This is a genomic window from Pectobacterium carotovorum (assembly GCF_900129615.1).
GTDB lineage: Bacteria > Pseudomonadota > Gammaproteobacteria > Enterobacterales > Enterobacteriaceae > Pectobacterium > Pectobacterium carotovorum.
This window is the reverse complement of the sequence record NZ_FQWI01000001.1, coordinates 74,656-93,365: the sequence shown is the minus strand read 5'-3', so window position 1 is coordinate 93,365 and position 18,710 is coordinate 74,656. Positions and strand designations below refer to the sequence as shown.

Below are 18,710 nucleotides of genomic sequence, written 5' to 3'. Positions count from 1 at the left end.
GTAGTGAACCTGAATCGGGAAGAAATAGCCGACCATTTTACTCATTATACCGCTCTACGCCAAACCACTGATGATACCAACGGGGTGATATGTGATCCCTGAACCGCAGAATGTGCCATGAATCGCTGAAAAAACGTGCACTTAGTTGCCCGTATGCCGCGGTATCCAGCCATGAGTAGCCATATTGCCGATATCGTTCAACAATCTTTACTGAAGGCAATCGCCACGGGTTATAACGCGCTGCAGAAGCCATAGCAAACTCGGCATTAACTGCACGAATAAAGGGAGGTGATGATGATGTCTTACTGCCATGGTGAGGGATTTGTAACAAATTCGCACGCAGGGCACTGCGATCTAACCTAATCAATGCGTTTTCTGCATCCGACTCCAGATCACCCGTCAGCAGGACACTGTATTTTCCATCATCAACACGGATAACGCAGGAGTCGTTATTTTCCGCCCGTTCTACGAGCGCTAACGGCCACAGCACGGTAAACGTGAGATCCTGCCAGCGCCAACGCTCACCACGTTGGCAAGAACGATGATTCATCGTGTTGGTCGCGCTATATATCGTCGCTTTAGGGTAAGCCATCCGTAGCGTTTCCAGCCCGCCGATGTGATCCCTATGGCTGTGGCTCAGAATAATGTTTTCCACGTCGACGCCCCGCCATCGCAGGTAGGGTAGAATTTCTCGCGTCGCCATATCGCCGCCTTCCCAGCGGTTTCCCGTGTCGTATAGCACCGCTTTCCCACGCTGTTCGATCACAATCGCCAGACCATGACCGACATCCAGCATGTCCACACGCCAATCAGGCTCATCAGTCTTTATGCGAAAGACCAATAAAACCAGAATCAGAGCACCGACACTCGCCGGATGGATGCGCCACCAGCTAAAGCGCCATATCACAACCACACCCCAGCCCGCGACGCTTCCTAGCAGCAGCGATGCATCAAGATACACCCACCCTGTCTGTAGATACGTCAGCGGGGCGAATACCACACGCAGCGAAATATCCGCCAGCCACCAGAGCATTTCACTCAGCGGCACAAATGCCATTGTGCTCAATGCCAGCAAAATGAGCGGGGTAGTAACGAAGGACACCAAAGGCACAGCCCAAAGATTTGCGGGCAGAGAGGTGATACTGAAACCGTGGAAAATATGAAGTTGTAAGGGCATCAATAGCAGCGTGATTCCCGTTTGCAGGTGGATCCAGCGCAGCCAGAACCACCGCCGCCGGGTCTGTAGCCGATGAGGAAGTGGTGCCCACTGAAACCAGAAAATCAGCGACGCGACGGCAAGGCAAGATAGCCAAAAACTGTCTGACAGCACGCTCAATGGATCGCTGACCAGAATCAACGCGACACACCATAGCCAGACCTGCCAGGCTGAGCCGTTGATACTCCACATTCTTAGGCAAACCCATACGCTAAGCGCCAGTGCAGATCGCACCGCAGGCGGATTTCCTCCTGCCAGCCAGACATATCCCCAGGCAACCACGGCGCTCGTCAGTAATGGAAAGCGATAGCCAATCCACTGCACGGGAAAACCATACTGTAACGCCCGCGCTATTCCCCAGCCAACCAGACCCGCAAGCACGATATGGAGGCCAGAGATCGCCATCAGGTGCATCGTCCCGGTATTCTGAAGTAGCGCCTTGAGCTCTGGGCTAACCGTTTTCATCTCACCAAACGTCAGCGCTAGTAAAACAGAACGCCACGCTAGTCCCCGCACCTGCTGCTCCGCCTGTACAATCGTGCGCTGGCGAAAATCACAATGACTGTCAACCACCGTTGCCGTTAGCACACGACCCGACACCGGTTGCCGTTTGGCTATCGCCCAGCGTTGGCTATCAAAACCGCCTTCATTTAGTCGACTGTGAATAGGTCGTAAACTGGCAGTGATTGCCCAACGTTGACCACCACACCAGTTTTCCATTGCCGGTGATAAGGTCAGTTGGGCATATAATGGAGGGAAGATTCTGTGCTGATTTATCTCTTCCAGCCGAACCGTGATCCAATCATCATCATCATGCTCATTGAACCGTATGCTACTTATCGTCACGACAGCGTTAACCTGCCCCTGCGTAACGCGCTCAATTTGTAGCAGTAAGGTTTGAGCATTCAACGATGCCCAGCAAAAACTCATGGCAACAAGCGCCACACCGCGTATCCCCGCGTGACGATATCCGACTAACATCACGCAGGTGGATAGCCCAATTCCCCACCACAGCAGCGTTGGTGCTGGGATCTGCGGTAAAAAAAGTAACGGCAGAATACCCAGCACGCTCGCCCAAGCCAGACTATTGACTGACATCATCCCTTGCCATGACACACCCTTCCCTCTTCCCTGTGGTTCGTCCTGGCATGTTGCAGTAACCCAAGCTGATGCAACAGGACGAAAAATTCAGGTAGGGAAACGCTTCGCAAGAAAACGGCTAACTGTCAGCAAACGACGTCGACTCTGTGAGCCTGATTCCATTTTCTGCTTCCTGCGTTTCCCCAGGCGGTACGATGACAACAATCTGGCTACGGCGTACCACATTAAATCCCGAGCGCTTTTTTCACGATAGCTTCAGCAGGCTGACCTTCGCGGTTGGTTACGCCGTTAAGCCAGCTTGAAAGCCGTTCTGGGTGCTTCGCCAATTCTGCGCGCGCCGCGTCTTCGGCAGTTTGTTTATCATCCAGAATGCTGGTGATAATGGCGTTCTCCAGCGCGACATCAAACGTTAACTGACTGAAAAAACGGTTAACATTCGGGCACTGCGTGGCGAAGTCCTTACGCGTCACCGTATTCACCGTCGCGCTGCCATAGTTAGGGCCGAAATAGGCATCCCCACCGCTTAAATATTTAAGTTTGAAGCGCGTATTCATCGCGTGCGGCTCCCAACCGAGGAAAACCACCCACTGATTGCGGCTCGTCGCACGGGTGACCTGTGCCAGCATCCCACTCTCACTGGATTCCACGAGGTTCCAGCCTTGCAGCCCGAAATCCTGTTTATCCAGCATCTTTTTAATATTTTGATTGGCTGGCGCACCGGGCGCGATACCGTATATTTTGTGGTCGAACTTATCGGCGTATTTTTGTAAATCGGCAAAGTCTTTTACTCCAGCCTCTGCAACATACTCCGGCACCGCCAGTGTGAATTTGGCGGCCGGGAGATTCGCCCCGAGCACCTTGATTGAACCCTCTGCGGTATATTTGCTGATAACCGGTTCCTGCGCGGGCATCCAGTTACCGAGGAACACATCAACTTGCCCGGTTTTCAGCCCCTGAAAAGCCAGCGCGACGGAAAGATTCTGTACCTTCTGCTGATAGCCCAGCGCCTTGAGCACAACACCAGACACCGCGTTGGTTGCCGCGATATCCGTCCAGCCGGGATCGGATTGCGTGACCACCGCACAGCGTGGATCTTCCGCGGCGAAACTGGTCACAGGCAATAGCGCAGCACCGGCCAACAGCATGAATACCGACAATGATTTCTGCTTCATTATTCTTCCCCGATTGATTTTTTTAACGGCTGTGGGTAGCGAGCAAAGGCTTCTTGCTCGTCCAGTGTTTGATGGTTGCGGATATAGCGCTGCGAAGCCTCCTGATGAGGCTGATAGCCCCATTTAGGGATCGCATCACGGCCCGCGATGCGGGTTAAAAACAATCTCTTTTGCTGGCTCGCCAGCACCTGCTGGTTCAGGTTGTCTAACTGCCAACGTGCGGCCACTTCTTTAGCAAAGCTCTCAACGGTATCCTGATATTCACTATCTGCTGCCAGATTGCGCTTTTCATACGGATCCTGTTGCAGATTGAACAACTGCGGCGCTTCACTCAGGGAGTGAATGTATTTCCACGGCCCGCGGCGAATCATCACCATTGGCCCTATTGCTCCCTCTGCCAGATATTCGCTGTATACGCCATCTGGGCCTGTTTCTCCACGCAAATGCGGCACTAAACTGCGTCCATCCAGCGGCGCAATCGCCCGCGCTGAGCGATCCTCACCGCTCGCCAGGTCGCACAGAGTGGGCAGCAAATCGACCAACGAAACGTTCTCTGTGATACGACGCGGCACGAAACGTTTCGGGTTATGCACAATAAACGGAATGCGAACCGCATTTTCAAAGAACGTCATCTTGTACCACAGACCGCGTTCACCCAGCATTTCACCGTGATCGGCGACCACAAAAACGATGGTATCGTCTGCAAGCCCGGTTTCTTCCAGCGTGCGCACAATCTCACCAAAACAGTCATCCACATAGGCCATCGCGCCGTAATAGGCATGACGGGCCCGACGGATGTCATCTTCGCTAAGTAGCCCCTCCTCCAGTTGATACATTGCCCTCAGACGGGCGGAATGAGGATCGTCCTCAACGTCACCAGCCTGTGTTCTCGGCAAGTCGATATCCTCGGCGTTGAATCGGTCGAGATATCGGCGGGGAATAGCAAATGGGTCGTGTGGATGCGTCAACGACAGCAACAGCAGGAACGGCTGGTCCTCAGGGCGACGGGCGGCGTCATACAACCGTTGCCGCGCCAAAAACAGGGCTTCATCATCAAAATCAAGCTGGTTGGTTCGCACGCATTCGCCCGCCTCCAGCACCGAACTCATATTGTGGTACCAATCCAGACGCCGCTCCGGGTGACGCCAGTCAGGTGTCCAGCCAAAATCCGCAGGATAGATATCCGTCGTCAGCCGTTCATCGAAGCCGTGCAGTTGGTCAGGGCCGCAAAAATGCATCTTGCCGGAAAGCCAGGTACGGTAACCCTGCTCACGCAGATAGTGACAAAACGTCGGCGAATCGGCGTGAAACTCGGCTGCGTTATCGAATACGGCATTACGTGAGATGAGCTGGCCCGTCATTAATGACGCCCGCGACGGCGCGCACAGCGGACTGTTGCAATACGCTGATTCAAATACCACACCTTCACGCGCGAGCCTGTCAATATTCGGGGTCAGACTGACATTATTTCCATACGTTCGTAATGCCGATGCCGTTAATTGATCGGCCATGAGAATAACGATATTCGGTTTATTTATAAGCATAGTCAGCCAGAAATTAAAATTGATTAAATGAATCGTGATATTTTTATCGCACGCCCTTTTCATTCTGTGAAGGGGGTATTTTATTATCATGAGATAAGGTCAGATTATGGCAAGAAAATTACAATTACCGCCGTTACAGGTATTAGTGGTGTTTGAGGCGGCAGCGCGTCATGGCAATTTCACCGCAGCGGGAAATGAGCTGAGTCTTTCTCAACCTGCCGTGAGTCAGCGCATTCAACTGCTTGAAAATCTCCTGAATACGCCGTTATTTGAACGTCGTCATCGTGGTGTGGAACTCACCGAATCAGGTAATGGGCTTTATCAAATTGTTCGCTCTTGTCTTAACGATATCAGCGAACAACTGGAACGCACGCGCTACCAGCGGAGCACATTGCGAATCGATACCGATATGGGGTTCGCTAGTTACTGGCTGCTGCCACGTCTGAACGACATTCAGGCACTGATCCCCGGCGTAGAGGTACAAATTTCCACCTCGCCCAACGACTACAACTTCCGCGACAACAATGCCCATCTGGCCATCTATTTTGGTAGCGGAAATTGGCCGGGCACGCAGGCGCAGCGCCTGTTTCCTGAAGACGTTGTTCCCGTTTGCAATCAAAATCTTATCGATGAGATCGGTGCCAATCCCTCGCCTGATAAACTGCTGGGATATCCGTTAATAAAACTGCCGGAAACGCATCCACAGCGCTGGTTAACGTGGGAAGACTGGTTTCGACAACATCAGGTTATCAGCCAGCAACATACGGCATCGCGTACGTTTAACGCTTACTCTCTGGTGATTCAGGCCGCTATTGAAGGTCAAGGCATTGCTCTCGGCTGGCGCTCCTTAATTGACTCTTTTCTTGCCAGCAAACAGCTTTTCCGTTGTGGGCCAGAAATGCGAACCGAACGGGGATATTACTTAATCTCCGCCAGTGGAAAGCCGTCATCAGCTCAGCAGGAAAAAGTAAAAGCATGGTTATTAGATGAGGCATGGAATTTCCATCTTAAAAAGAACGCATTGCAATAATATCGCTAAGCTAATACGGAATAGTTCTATTCTCTGCAATAAAATATTTAACTTGGCCTGGTTATTTTAGGTTAGCGTATAATGATTCTCAGAAAATAGGTGATATGGCCATGTCAGAGCCAATTATCGAATTGCGTGCAATCAATAAAAATTATTACAGCGAAGAAAAAGGCGGTCTTTTTTTTCGGGCTAAACAGCAAACGTCAGTTAATGCCTTGAATAATATTAATCTGCAAATTTATCCGGGCGAAATTTTTGTCATCGTTGGCCTTTCAGGTTCAGGAAAGTCGACGCTTTTACGCACACTGAATTTTCTGATTCCCCCCACTGACGGTTCGGTGTGGTTTGACGGCCAGGAACTGTCATCACTCTCATCCGCACAAATGATCGCCTTACGTCGTCAAAAAATGGGCATGGTTTTCCAGTCTTTCGCGCTTTTCGATGAGCGCACGGTATTGGATAACGTGGCATTCGGTCTGGAAGTCGCCGGAGTGAGTCGTGCAACCCGTTACCAGAAAGCACAGGATATGCTGGAGCAGGTCGGGCTCGGTCAGGTAGCAAACCATTATCCCCACCAGCTTTCCGGTGGGATGCAGCAGCGTGTCGGGCTTGCCAGAGCGCTGGTTGTGAACCCGTCAGTGCTGTTGATGGATGAAGCGTTCTCCGCGCTGGATCCCATCATTCGTCGGGAAATGCAGTCGCTATTGCTGACGCTACAGGCGCAGCAGCGGCGCACCATCGTGTTTGTCACACATGACATGGAAGAAGCACTACGGCTGGGAACACGCATTGCCATCATGGAACAGGGCAATCTGGTGCAGGTCGGCCAGGCGGAAACCCTGATTAATACGCCTGCAACGCCCTACGTGCGCCATTTTTTCTCCGGCGTGGACACCTCACGCTGGCAACTGGCGGAAAGTTATGTCGATACCGGGATGGCGCCCTGAGAAGGTAAATTTATGACCTATCCATTAGATTTTAGTCGCCAGATTGACCGCGCAATCCACGCCATGCTGTCGCATGCTGGTGGCTTTTTTGACGCGCTGGCAGCAAGTATTGATGCCTTTGCTGGAGGAATGGAGACGCTCACCGGATGGTTAACGCCGTGGGGGCTGGTAATCCTCTCCGTGGGTATCGGGCTCTGGCGTATCGGAAAAGGGTTCGCGCTGTTCGCATTGCTTGCTACGCTCTACATCATCTATAGCGGGTACAGCGAACACGCATCGATCACTCTCGCGCTAACGCTCTCTTCCACTTTTTTCAGCCTGCTGTTCGGTATTCCTCTGGGCATCTGGAGCGCACGGCGCGCGGTCGTTGGCAGCCTAGTGCGCACGCTGTTGGATTTTATGCAGACCATGCCCGCCTTTGTTTATCTGATTCCCGCGACGATCTTGTTTGGATTGGGTCGACCGCCAGGTATTTTCGCCACCATTTTATTCTCCATGCCGCCAGTCGTACGTCTGACCGATTTAGGGATCCGTCAGGTAAATGCTGCCCGTATTGAAGCCGGTGTCGCCTTTGGCTGTACGCCGTGGCAACTGCTGTGGAAAGTACAATTACCCGCCGCTCAACCGTCAATCATGGCGGGGGTGAACCAGACCATTATGATGGCTATGTCGATGGTGATCATTGCCTCCATGGTGGGTGCAGGCGGGCTGGGCAATGACATTCTCAGTAGCATTCAGCAGCTTGATATCGGCTTGGGGTTACAAAGTGGGATGGTGGTGGTGCTGATGGCCATTTTGCTCGACCGGCTTTCCGCCAGCTTTGTTCGGCACAGGGAACGCTAGCGTGCTGTTTTAATCAGGATCGCCGACAGGCTTTGTTAAGGGGCTGAGCACAGCAAAAGAAAAAGGACCGCAGAAGCGATCCTTTTACAGTAGCTATTTACCGTAGCTGTTTACCGTCAAAAACGGCGCGTCAGGTTACTTAACTTCGCCCATCGCTTTCAGCTTTTTAGACAGTTCACGGCGTTCTTTCGACAGATCGGCGTTTTTGATGATGTAGTCATCAACGCGGTCTTCATAATCACCGCGCATGTTAGCGATGATGTTCTGTACGTCCTCAATGGACATGCCAGGTTTAAGATATTCGCTCAGGTTATCCAGCAGCAGAACACGCTTCTGGTTATCACGAATTTTCTTCTCGTTGTCGACGATTTCACGCTGAAGTTTGTTTTTACGACGAAACATGCGCACGAATTCCAGCACATCCTGGAAACACGGCTTAGTGTCCTTATCCATCTTTTACCCTTACCTTAAGTCATACATAAATTCTTTATGCATTCACCATACAGGTTATACCCAGCGTCTTTCAAGCAGTGCTTACGCCCTTTGCGCTAACACCTCACTGAGCGGATAATCTGTCATCAAACTATCAACGATAATATACCGCGATACGCTGGTTATGAACCTGCTCAATGACCACTTCCGTATCGAAAATATCTTCCAACACCTCGGATACCATAATGTCTTCCGGTTTTCCCGTGTAGATGATCTGCCCTTTGCGCATCGCAATAATGTAATCCGAATAGGCGGAAGCAAAGTTGATATCGTGGATAACCAGCACGATGGTTTTGCCTAGCTCGTCGGCCGCACGGCGAATCTGCTTCATCATCGCTACGGCGTGCTTCATATCCAGATTATTCAGCGGTTCATCCAGCAGCACGTATTCCGTGTCCTGACACAGCACCATCGCGACATAGGCACGCTGCCGCTGGCCGCCGGAAAGCTCATCTAAAAAGCGATCTTTCAATTCGGTCAGATTGAGGAACGCCAGCGCGGCGCTGATACGTTCACGATCGTCAGCATTCAGCCGCCCTTTGGTATAAGGATAGCGACCAAACCCTACCAGCTCCGCTACCGTTAAGCGACTGGTAAACTGATTTTCCTGACGCAGCACGGACAAACACGTCGCCAGCTTATCGCTTGGCGTGGTCATCACGTCCATGCCGTTAACTTTGACCTGTCCGCGATCCGCGTCCAGCAGGCGACTGATGATGGACAACAATGTCGACTTCCCTGCACCATTCGGACCGATAATCGACGTGACGCCACCACGAGGCACCGTCGCCGTGACATTATTCAATACCGTCACGTTATTATACGTTTTAGTTACATTGCCGATCTCAATCACACGGAAACCTTTTTCAGTAGCAACACAATAAACAGCGATCCACCCACAAATTCGATCACGACCGACAGCGCCCCAGACATATCCAGCAGATGCTCAAGCACCAACTGTCCGCCAACCAGTGAAATCACGCCTAGCAGGAAAGCCGCGGGCAGCAACAGGCGATGCTGGCTGGAGCCAATCACTAAATAGGCAAGGTTTGCGACCATAAAACCTAAGAAGGTAAGCGGACCGACCAGCGCCGTTGAAATGGCCACCAGCACGGAAACCAGCAGCAGAATGATCGTGACGCTGCGCTTGTAGTCGATACCCAGGTTAATCGCGTTATTACGTCCCAACGCCAACACATCAAACCGAAAGCGCATGCGCCAGATCACCACCGCGACCACCAGCGTAATGCCAACCGACAGCGCCACCAGTTCAGGCACGGTACGGGTAAAAGTGGCAAACATCCGCCCCTGTAGGATGGCGAACTCACCGGGCGTCAGCAGACGCTGCATTAAGCCCGCCATGCTGCGAAACAGCGTGCCGCAGATAATCCCGACCAGTAAAACCAGATGCAGGTTATTGCGGCTGCCGGTGAACAGCCAGCGATACAGCAGCGCGGAGAAGAGAATGAGCAGCAGCGTCTCAAGAACGAATTTGCCTTCAACGCCCAGACCCGGAATACCGCTAATGCCGAAAACAAACACCAGCGAGGTCTGAATCAGGATAAACAGGGCTTCAAACCCCATAATCGACGGCGTCAGCACCCGGTTATTCGTCACCGTTTGGAACAGCACCGTCGACGCGCTGGCGGCAAATGCCACCAACAGCATCGTCGTCAGCATCAGCCCACGGTGCGTTAAAATGTAGCGCAGGTTGCTGCCTAGGTTGATGGTCATAAACAGCACGATCACCACGACAGCCGCGCCAGCCAGCCACATCAACCGCTGCGTCGGCGATAACCTCGCACGTTTTTCGCTGACGGCTCCGGTCAGCACCGTATTACGTTCATTGACTGACATGGCGTTTCTGGCTTAGCAATAAGAGAAGGAAAACGGCAGCGCCAATGACGCCAAGAATTACGCTCACTGGAATCTCGAAAGGATAGCGAATCACGCGGCTGATAATGTCGCAGCACAGCACCAGACCGCCGCCAAGCAGGCACACCCACGGGATCGTTTTGCGCACATTGTCGCCCATCATCATGCTGATCAAGTTCGGCACGATCAGTCCGATAAACGGCAGGCTGCCAACCACCACGACTACTACACCGCTGACGATGGCGATAATGCTCAGCCCCATCATCATCACCTGCCGATAGTTGAGGCCGACATTGACGGAAAATTCACGCCCCATGCCTGCGACCGTGAAGCGGTCAGCAATCCAGCAGGCCACCAACGTTAACGCACCAACCAGCCAGAGCAGCTCGTAACGCCCTTGCAAGACACCGGAGAAATCACCAGATTCCCAACTGCCGAGCGCCTGTAGCAGATCAAAATACATCGCGCCAAACGTGGTGATTGAACTGATAACCGCACCCAGCATAATGCCGACCAGCGGCACCACCAGTGCGGATTTCAGCACAATTCGCTGTAGCAGCATCATGAACAGGAAGGTACCCGCTAAAGCGAACAGGCTCGCCACCACCATTTTGGTGAAAATCGTCGCGCCGGGCACGGCGATCATCACCACCAGCAAACCTAAGCTAGCCGACTGTGTGGTCCCTGCCAGAGACGGTTCGACAAAACGGTTTTGCGTCAGCAACTGCATGATGAGACCCGCCACACTCATGGCGCTGCCTGCCAGTAGCAAAGCTAGCGTGCGGGGAACGCGGCTGATAAAGAAAATATCGCGCATTTCCGAGTCGTTCCAGACGGCCTGCATGTTCAGTTGCCCTGCCCCAACAAACAGGCTGACAACGATCATGCAGGCCAGAAACGCAAGACCCAGCGAATAGTAAAAAGACTTCATTGATTCTGCCGTAACCCTGCCGTTATTGCTTATCTAACGCGTCGCTGACGGTAGTCACGAGGTTTTTATAGCTTTGCAGCCCCCCAGCGATATACAGCGATGCAGAATCCAGATAGATCACGCGATTGTTTTTCCAGGCGTTAGTTTTGTGAATCAGCGGGTTATCCAGCACCTGCTGGGCCGATTCCCCGCCCGGGCGACCAATCGCGCTGTCACGATCGAGGATGAACAGCCATTCCGGGTTCACACTCAGTAAGAATTCTGAGGTCACCACGTTGCCATGACGCCCGGATTCAGGGAATTCGGTCGCTGGTTTGAAGCCCAGCTCATCAAACACGAAGCCAAAGCGCGACTTAGGACCGTAGGCCGACATCTTGCCGCCGCTAATCATCAGAACCAGCGCATTGCCCGCGTTTTCTGTTTTGGCGCGCGTTTGGGCGATCTGTTGTTTAAAGTCATCAATCTGTTTTTTCGCTTCATCTTCTTTGCCGAAGATGGTGCCCAGTTGCTCGATGCGTTGGATAAAGCTCGCCATAAACTGGTGCTCATCCACATCCATCGAGATCGTCGGTGCAATACCGCTCAGCTTGTCGTAAGCGTCACGCGTACGTCCACCGGCAATAATTAGATCGGGTTTAGCGCTGCTGAGCGCTTCATAGGCAGGTTCAAACAGCGTCCCGGCGTTCAGGTAAGTATCGCTGTTATATTTTGATAAAAACGCAGGCAGCGGCGTGCTGCTTTTCGGTACACCGGCAATCCCGTCGACCTTCAGTGCATCCAGCGTATCCAATGAGGCAGGATCGAACACAATCACTTTCTTCGGCGGCTGTGGAACCTGAGTGGTGCCCTGCGCATGCTCAATGCTGACCGTGTGGCTTCCTTCTGAAGACGATGCCTGCTGATCGCAGCCGGCCAGAACAAACATAGATGCCAATAACGTCGCCTTCACTGCAAACGTTGCATTCAATCGCACCGCATTTAACCGCATAAGTGTGTTCTCCATTTCGCTGTTTGTCGCCGAATGCTACCCCGCAGCGGACGCTACGCGGCAATAAAGAATTTAATTATCATTCGCATTAAAACGAAAATTGTAACCGAATGGACACAGTCATGCCTAGCGATTATGTCTACCCTCCTATTGATGTAAGTCAGGGAAGTGATGCAAATCAGGAAAGCGCCACAGAAAAGTCGATTCAATGGTATCCTTGCCGTTTTCCAGATTGTTTTGCCTGATTTCAGGCTTAGCGCGCACACGTAGCTAACTGCATATATGGCCGAGAAAACACAACCCACTTTTTTCATACACGACTACGAGACGTTCGGTAAGCATCCGGCGCGCGATCGCCCCGCGCAGTTTGCGGGTGTCCGTACCGATATGGATTTCAATATTATCGGTGAGCCGCTCGTCATTTATTGCCGTCCGTCGGATGATTACCTGCCGGAACCAGAAGCGGTGATGATCACCGGCATTACGCCGCAGATCGCGCTGGCAAAAGGCGTCAATGAAGCGGAGTTCGCTCGTCAGATCCACGAGGCATTCAGCGTGCCCGGCACCTGCATCATGGGCTACAACAACATTCGCTTTGATGATGAAGTCAGCCGCAATATTTTCTATCGCAACTTCTACGATCCTTATGCCTACAGCTGGCAAAACGGGAATTCCCGCTGGGATTTGCTGGATGCGTTACGCGCCTGCTATGCCCTGCGGCCGGAAGGTATCGTCTGGCCGGAAAATGATGACGGCCTGCCCAGTTTTCGCCTTGAACATCTGACAAAAGCCAACGGCATCGCGCACGAGCAAGCGCACGATGCAATGTCAGACGTTTATGCCACCATCGCTATGGCGAAACTGTTTAAGCAAGCTCAGCCCAAGCTGTTTGACTATCTGTTCCCGTTGCGTAACAAAAACAAAATTTCCGCGCTGATTGATATCCCGCAAATGAAGCCGCTCGTTCACGTGTCTGGCATGTTTGGCGCGGCAAGGAGCAACACCAGTTGGGTTGTGCCGCTCGCCTGGCACCCGGACAACCGTAATGCGGTCATCATGTGCGATTTGGCTGGCGATATGACGCCGCTGCTGGAGCTGGACAGCGAAGCATTGCGTGAGCGGTTATACACCCGCCGGGATGCACTGGAAGCCAATCAGAGCGCGGTTCCACTTAAGCTAGTGCACATCAACAAATGTCCGGTCTTAGCGCCGGCCAATACCTTACGGCCAGAAGACGCAGAAAGATTAGGCATCGATCGTCAACGCTGTTTAGACAATCTGGCCGTGCTGCGTAACAACGCGAGCGTCAGAGAAAAAGTGGTGGAACTGTTTGCCGATGCCCCTGCTTTCGCCGCTTCTGATGATGTCGATCTGCGGCTTTATGATGGCTTCTTTGGCGATGCCGACCGCATGGCGATGAAGATTATTCAGGAGACCGCCCCGCAGAACCTTCCTGCGTTGGATCTCACATTTGCCGATAATCGTCTGGAACCACTGTTCTTCCGCTACCGTGCCCGCAATTTCCCCGGCACGCTGGACGACCGGGAACAGCAGCGTTGGTTGCAACATCGGCGTGCGGTATTTACGCCGGAGCGCTTGCAGTCCTATCTGTCGGAACTCAGCAACCTGTATCAGTTGCATGAAGACGATAAAGAGAAGATGGCACAGCTAAAAGCGCTGTACGCCTATGCGCAGGAACTAGTGGGCTAAAGCATAAAAAAGCGGAGCGCACTGGCTCCGCTGGAGGTTGCTGACAAAGTCTGTTGAGCGGTAGTAACGGATAGATCGTAAAGACGCTGTAAATACATCCCTGTACGCTCGGATTGCGCCATCCCTGGCGCAAACGCTTTACTCTTCTATTCCGTTACTCCCGTTCTCGTTCAGAAAATAGGTTTGTCAACAGTCTGAAACGGAGCACATTGGCTCCGCTTTTCTCTTTTATGTAAGCCGTCAGCTTATTTAAACCGGCTCTTCACTACATTGCGGTACTGGCTGACGGAAGCTGCGCGTCACGAATGCCAGATAGAGCAATCCAATCGTTGCCCACACCAGACCCAGCGTCATCGAACTGGCTTCCAGATTCACCCACAGCGCCCCCACCGTCAACGCGCCCAACACAGGCATCACGAGGAAATTAATGGTGTCTTTCACTGTGCGGTTACGGCGTTCGCGAATATAGAACTGTGAAATGACCGACAGGTTCACGAACGTAAACGCCACCAGCGCACCGAAGTTGATCAGCGCGGTTGCCGTCACCAGATCGAACGACACCGCAGACAGTGCAATGACGCCAACCAGCAAGACGTTCAAAGACGGCGTACGCCATTTCGGGTGGATGTAACCGAAGAAGCGCTCTGGGAATACACCGTCACGACCCATCACATACATCAGGCGAGACACGCCTGCATGTGCGGCCATACCCGATGCCAGCACCGTGACGCAGGAGAACACCAGAATAACGGACTGGAAGAATTTACCCGCGACATACAGCATGATTTCAGGCTGAGACGCATCCGGCTCTTTAAAGCGCGAAATATCCGGGAAATACAGTTGCAGGAAGTACGCCACGGCAACAAAGATCACGCCGCCAATCAGCGCCGTCAGGAAGATGGCTTTTGGAATCACTCGGCCTGCATCCTGCGTTTCTTCCGACAGAGAACTGATGCCGTCAAAACCCAGGAACGAGAAACAGAGAATGGTTGCCCCAGTAATCATCGGCACTACGTGGGCATTCTCAGACCAGAACGGACGCGTACTAGTTAGCGTACCGGCACCTTCACCCAGATAAACACCGTGAATCACCAGACCGAGGAATACCGCCATGATCGCAACCTGCACCACCACGATAATGGAGTTCAGGTTAGCAACCAGACTGATGCCACGCAGGTTAAACAGCGTCATCAAACCGACCAGCGCCGCCACAAAAATCCATGACGGTACGCCGGGGAAGATCGCTTCCAGATAGATTTTCGCCAGCAGGATGTTAATCATCGGCATGAACAGATAGTCCAGCAGCGACGACCAGCCGACCATAAACCCGACGTGCGGGCTAATCGCTTTTTGCGCGTAGGTATACGCAGAACCCGCAGACGGGAAACGTTTTACCAATTTGCCGTAGCTCAGCGCCGTGAACAGAATGGCGATCAGCGCAAACGCATAAGCAGTCGCCACATGGCCGTCGGTCAGGCCAGACACGATACCGAAGGTATCAAAAATGGTCATCGGCTGCATGTACGCCAGCCCCATCATAACGACAGGCCACAGCGTGAGCGTTCTTTTTAACTGGGCACGCTTTGCGCCAGCATTAGGCAGTTGAGAATCAAGCGACATGGCGCACACCTCCGTCAGTCACAGCAAAGGCAGCACTGTTGTCGGCGAACGCACTAAAAATAAGGGAGTGGATACAGGATTCGCCTGAATCACGATGAGAAGAGGTGGCTGTAACAGCACCAGAGATAACTTGCGACTGCGTCGCGCCATAACCAATACCTTTGCAGCACAAACCGGCGGGCACCGGTGCGAAACGTGTTAATTGCCCCATCTTTCCTTTCCTCACTGTGCTCACAGGCACACACAAAATTATCTATCCGGATCGTTGTCCGGCCTCTTTGGTTGAAGACCCTATACCCAGCCAATCTGAGCTACAGAGAAAGGTAAGAAACCACACCAATACCCCTGTAACCTGAAGTATGACGAGCATAAATGTAAAAAAATAACCGACGCTATTAGACGTCGGTTATTTTGCAAGGCGCGTATTCTGCACCACTCGATCTCATCTGACAAGGCTCTGAGAACGCTGGAAACCATTTATTTATCCCCACCCTTCTTCAAGCTGCCTGTACGTTGGCTTTTCGCATGACTCATGGGTAAATAAGTAGGATAAATAAGATAATACTCGTTATAAAAACGTTGCTGCTATGTGTGAAGCCCACACAAAAAGTGGTGCTTAAAAATTACAATTCCTGGAACCGCTTTTTCTTTTCGTTTTGTAATCTTTCCAACTCAAAAATCACCTGCTGAAGATCACGTTCCTGCGCCGCGTTCAGTGAAGGGAACTTGAAGCTCAAACGCTGCGTCAGTTTCAATTCGCCTTTGTTATCGACGATTTTCACCATTGCCTGACCGACAAACTGCAAATCAACGCAGAAGAAACCGTGGTCAGCCAGATCCATCTCGACGCTCTTAATGATGTCACCTTCGGTCAACAGCCCCGTAGTGTCACGGTCGGTATACAGGCTCAATCCACCCAGAGAGAGATCTTTGATGGTGAACAGGAAAACACTCTCGTCCGGCAGTTCGCCACGGCACGTCAACGGCGGCCACAGCGGCGTGTTAATGCGGAAATAGGTTCTGCGTTGGATAAGATAAAGCAATTCAGGAATCTGCGCGCTAAAGGCCGGCAGCCCGTCGTAGTCCACCGTTTTTGCAATTTCGGCATTAAATTCGACTTTTGCACCCGCGGGTTCAGCGACAAAAGACAGTGCGCCGGCATACAGCGCGCGGTTATTCTCACGCTCAATGCCGCCTAAATCGAAGACAAACAGGTTGTTGTCGGGCACGACGTCAAGAATTTTACTGATGAACTGTCCGTGAGAATGATGAACCATCAGAGACGTATCATTCTTCTTTAACTCGCGCAATGTTGCACAGATGGCCAGTTTGTTGCGCTTAACAAACTGCTCTTTCAAATTTTCATTCACCGCTTTCATCCCCACCATTGTTTACACGGATTATGTGTCAATGGCTTATATTGATGCACGCCTCTTCGTTATCTTTCAAGTCCCATGTGTGCCAACACGATGCACTGTACTGGCTACATATTGAAAACGATTACTCGGAGTACCTGAAACAGCATGAAACCTACCTTAAATACATCGAGTAACAGGACAAAGCGTTGGTCCTTTAAGGCAAGGCACACTTATGCGCCTCGTCACGTGACAAGCGAAGAACAAACTCGTGGAAAGGAATTTGAGCAGCCAGCACGTACGTAACTCGAAGTATGACAGGTAGAAGTTGGTGAAAACGATATCGGCAATTTTCTCAATAACTTTAGTGGAACAATAGGAAAAGTGTTAAGGAGCCGTCAAAAGATGAAAATTATCGACGCCAGTCATCACGAGGCCAGCCGCTCCTTATGTAACACCCGTTCGCTATTCAGCAGGATAGTGAAACAGCAACCAGGTTAAGGCCAGTAAATCGGCGCTGCCGCCCGGGCTAAGGTTTCTGGCAATCAGCGCGTCGTCCATCTCCCTCAATGCCTGACGATCCAGCGGACCAATCAGCAATCGCCGTGCGTAATCTTGCACAAACACCAGTCCGTCCATTCCGCCGCGTGAAACGACATTGGTGTCAGGATTGTGAGCCATCAAGACCAGCAGCGTCCGTAACAGCGCGGTTTCGTCATCCTCTCCGGCGGCAATAGCCTCCTGCAAAGCGGGCAACGCGTACTGGCATACGGTATTGAAACCGCTGGCAGCTTCCCCTCTCGCGCCCGTCAGGCCATGACGTTGATAGAGATGTTCACCCGCCGTTGCGGCACCAGAACACGTCTCCAGCTCATTCCGCACCACATCGTGACACATTGTCGCAACGCTATCGCACAGGCTGCGCTGCGTCACACGCTCTCCCCGTCCTGCCAGCCAACCAGCAGCACTACACAGCAGGCCAAACGCGAAAATCCCACCTTTATGGGTATTCACACCTTGCGTCGCTGACAGCATCGCCTGTTCACAGGCGATACCGATAGGCCGAACCTGAGACAGCAGCTGCGCTAGCGGTACGCTGGCGTGCTGATAACCCGCCTCGGTAAAATGCCGAAACCAGGGGGCGATCGCCTGAATGCTGGTCTGAAACAACGCGACATCCATATCGCGGTGAGATCCGTTATTGGCGCAATCCACCAGTCCGGGCTTCGGTGTCAGCATGACTTCCATCGTCAACGCATGCTCCACCCGCTGGTCGATATCCGGTAATGAGTCACGCTCCCGATAATCGCCGACAGCGGAACGGGATAACGCAGCAGACAGAATACCGTCAGGCTGGCGTAAAGTAGGCATTAACCTTTTCCTCAATGTGCTCAAGCAGCTCAGGCAACGAATGACGACGTGAACGGCTACAGGCATGTGCCATCTGGTCACACAATAGGCAGGTTCGCCCGCTGTGCGCCAGCATCGACCGGCCAATCAATCCTTCTTCCGGGCTGAAGATATCGAAATCCCATAGTCGCCCCAGCTCATGGCTATCTTCCAGCGCAATGGTCGCGGCTTTCACCGACAGCGCATCTTTGGTGATCGCCCATAGCCCTTCCGCGCCCGTTGCCAGCCAGCATATCTGCTGTTCCAGCACCGTCCACCCTCGCGTCTGACACAGCGAAGCGAACGACTTGATGGCTTCGGCCATCACCTGCCGATAGCCTTCGCTATCTTTTACCGGCCCCGGCGTGACCAGCGTCAGCGACACCAGTGTCGTACCGTGGCGGGCAAGCCATTCTTGCTGGCGAACTGCGCGGCGTTCCTTCGCCGCGAGTAAGGTTTCCAGCGAGATGGAAACAGCATTTGTCATCATCGATTCC

Annotated in this window: 17 protein-coding genes; 4 read left to right on the top strand and 13 right to left on the bottom strand. The window is 52.5% G+C overall.

What is annotated here, in order from left to right; genetic code table 11:
* Nucleotides 1–37 precede the first annotated feature (37 nt).
* The 3 genes from BUB06_RS00395 to betC form a co-directional block, all read right to left on the bottom strand.
* On the bottom strand, nt 38–2,314 hold the full coding sequence (locus tag BUB06_RS00395; protein WP_039473336.1) for a ComEC family protein: 2,277 nt from the start codon (nt 2,312–2,314) through the stop codon (nt 38–40).
* Between the two features lie 227 nt (nt 2,315–2,541).
* Nucleotides 2,542–3,489, bottom strand: a complete 948-nt coding sequence (gene choX, locus BUB06_RS00390) for a choline ABC transporter substrate-binding protein (RefSeq protein ID WP_039472734.1) — start codon at nt 3,487–3,489, stop codon at nt 2,542–2,544.
* On the bottom strand, nt 3,489–5,033 hold the full coding sequence (gene betC / locus BUB06_RS00385) for a choline-sulfatase (RefSeq protein ID WP_039473334.1): 1,545 nt from the start codon (nt 5,031–5,033) through the stop codon (nt 3,489–3,491). Before betC ends, choX begins: the two co-directional genes overlap by 1 nt.
* A 106-nt stretch (nt 5,034–5,139) precedes the next feature.
* Here betC and BUB06_RS00380 point away from each other — a divergent pair, with 106 nt between their 5' ends.
* The 3 genes from BUB06_RS00380 (at nt 5,140) to BUB06_RS00370 (ending at nt 7,853) form a co-directional block, all read left to right on the top strand.
* Complete coding sequence (locus BUB06_RS00380) at nt 5,140–6,063, top strand: LysR substrate-binding domain-containing protein (protein WP_039472731.1); 924 nt, start codon at nt 5,140–5,142, stop codon at nt 6,061–6,063.
* 110 nt (nt 6,064–6,173) lie between these two features.
* A complete protein-coding gene (locus tag BUB06_RS00375; protein WP_072886112.1) occupies nt 6,174–7,010 on the top strand; it encodes an ATP-binding cassette domain-containing protein in 837 nt (278 codons plus the stop codon).
* 12 nt (nt 7,011–7,022) lie between these two features.
* Nucleotides 7,023–7,853 (top strand): ABC transporter permease, encoded by an 831-nt coding sequence (locus BUB06_RS00370; RefSeq protein WP_039473331.1) that lies wholly within the window; start codon nt 7,023–7,025, stop codon nt 7,851–7,853.
* A 135-nt stretch (nt 7,854–7,988) separates the two neighbouring features.
* On the opposite strand, the gene tmaR is transcribed toward BUB06_RS00370, so the two are convergent.
* The 5 genes from tmaR to BUB06_RS00345 all read right to left on the bottom strand — a co-directional run bounded on the left by tmaR (nt 7,989) and on the right by BUB06_RS00345 (nt 12,118).
* Nucleotides 7,989–8,306 carry a PTS system regulator TmaR gene (gene tmaR / locus BUB06_RS00365; protein WP_005967626.1) on the bottom strand — a complete coding sequence of 106 codons (318 nt, stop codon included), beginning with the start codon at nt 8,304–8,306 and terminating at the stop codon, nt 7,989–7,991.
* Between the two features lie 133 nt (nt 8,307–8,439).
* The gene (locus tag BUB06_RS00360; RefSeq protein ID WP_039472730.1) at nt 8,440–9,198 is read right to left on the bottom strand and encodes an iron ABC transporter ATP-binding protein; all 759 of its coding nucleotides are present in this window, start codon (nt 9,196–9,198) and stop codon (nt 8,440–8,442) included.
* Entirely contained in the window at nt 9,195–10,202 is a 1,008-nt protein-coding gene (locus tag BUB06_RS00355) for an iron chelate uptake ABC transporter family permease subunit (protein ID WP_039472726.1), read from the bottom strand. The genes BUB06_RS00360 and BUB06_RS00355 overlap by 4 nt, the downstream gene beginning before the upstream one ends.
* Entirely contained in the window at nt 10,189–11,151 is a 963-nt protein-coding gene (locus BUB06_RS00350; RefSeq protein ID WP_039472724.1) for an ABC transporter permease, read from the bottom strand. Before BUB06_RS00350 ends, BUB06_RS00355 begins: the two co-directional genes overlap by 14 nt.
* A gap of 22 nt (nt 11,152–11,173) precedes the next feature.
* Nucleotides 11,174–12,118: a siderophore ABC transporter substrate-binding protein gene (locus tag BUB06_RS00345; RefSeq protein ID WP_394297198.1), complete on the bottom strand. Its 945-nt coding sequence runs from the start codon at nt 12,116–12,118 to the stop codon at nt 11,174–11,176.
* A gap of 303 nt (nt 12,119–12,421) precedes the next feature.
* On the opposite strand from BUB06_RS00345, the gene sbcB reads away from it, so the two are divergent.
* Nucleotides 12,422–13,849, top strand: a complete 1,428-nt coding sequence (sbcB, locus tag BUB06_RS00340) for an exodeoxyribonuclease I (RefSeq protein ID WP_039472721.1) — start codon at nt 12,422–12,424, stop codon at nt 13,847–13,849.
* A 249-nt stretch (nt 13,850–14,098) separates the two neighbouring features.
* Here the strand turns inward: sbcB and BUB06_RS00335 are convergent, their stop codons facing one another.
* The 5 genes from BUB06_RS00335 to citX all read right to left on the bottom strand — a co-directional run bounded on the left by BUB06_RS00335 (nt 14,099) and on the right by citX (nt 18,700).
* Entirely contained in the window at nt 14,099–15,469 is a 1,371-nt protein-coding gene (locus BUB06_RS00335; RefSeq protein WP_039472719.1) for an APC family permease, read from the bottom strand.
* Entirely contained in the window at nt 15,459–15,680 is a 222-nt protein-coding gene (locus tag BUB06_RS00330) for a hypothetical protein (protein WP_010305272.1), read from the bottom strand. Before BUB06_RS00330 ends, BUB06_RS00335 begins: the two co-directional genes overlap by 11 nt.
* 412 nt (nt 15,681–16,092) lie before the next feature.
* Nucleotides 16,093–16,848, bottom strand: a complete 756-nt coding sequence (locus BUB06_RS00325) for a flagellar brake protein (RefSeq protein WP_010305276.1) — start codon at nt 16,846–16,848, stop codon at nt 16,093–16,095.
* A gap of 441 nt (nt 16,849–17,289) precedes the next feature.
* Entirely contained in the window at nt 17,290–18,195 is a 906-nt protein-coding gene (citG, locus tag BUB06_RS00320; protein ID WP_039472717.1) for a triphosphoribosyl-dephospho-CoA synthase CitG, read from the bottom strand.
* Nucleotides 18,173–18,700 carry a citrate lyase holo-[acyl-carrier protein] synthase gene (gene citX, locus BUB06_RS00315; protein ID WP_039473329.1) on the bottom strand — a complete coding sequence of 176 codons (528 nt, stop codon included), beginning with the start codon at nt 18,698–18,700 and terminating at the stop codon, nt 18,173–18,175. Before citX ends, citG begins: the two co-directional genes overlap by 23 nt.
* Between the last annotated feature and the right edge of the window lie 10 nt (nt 18,701–18,710).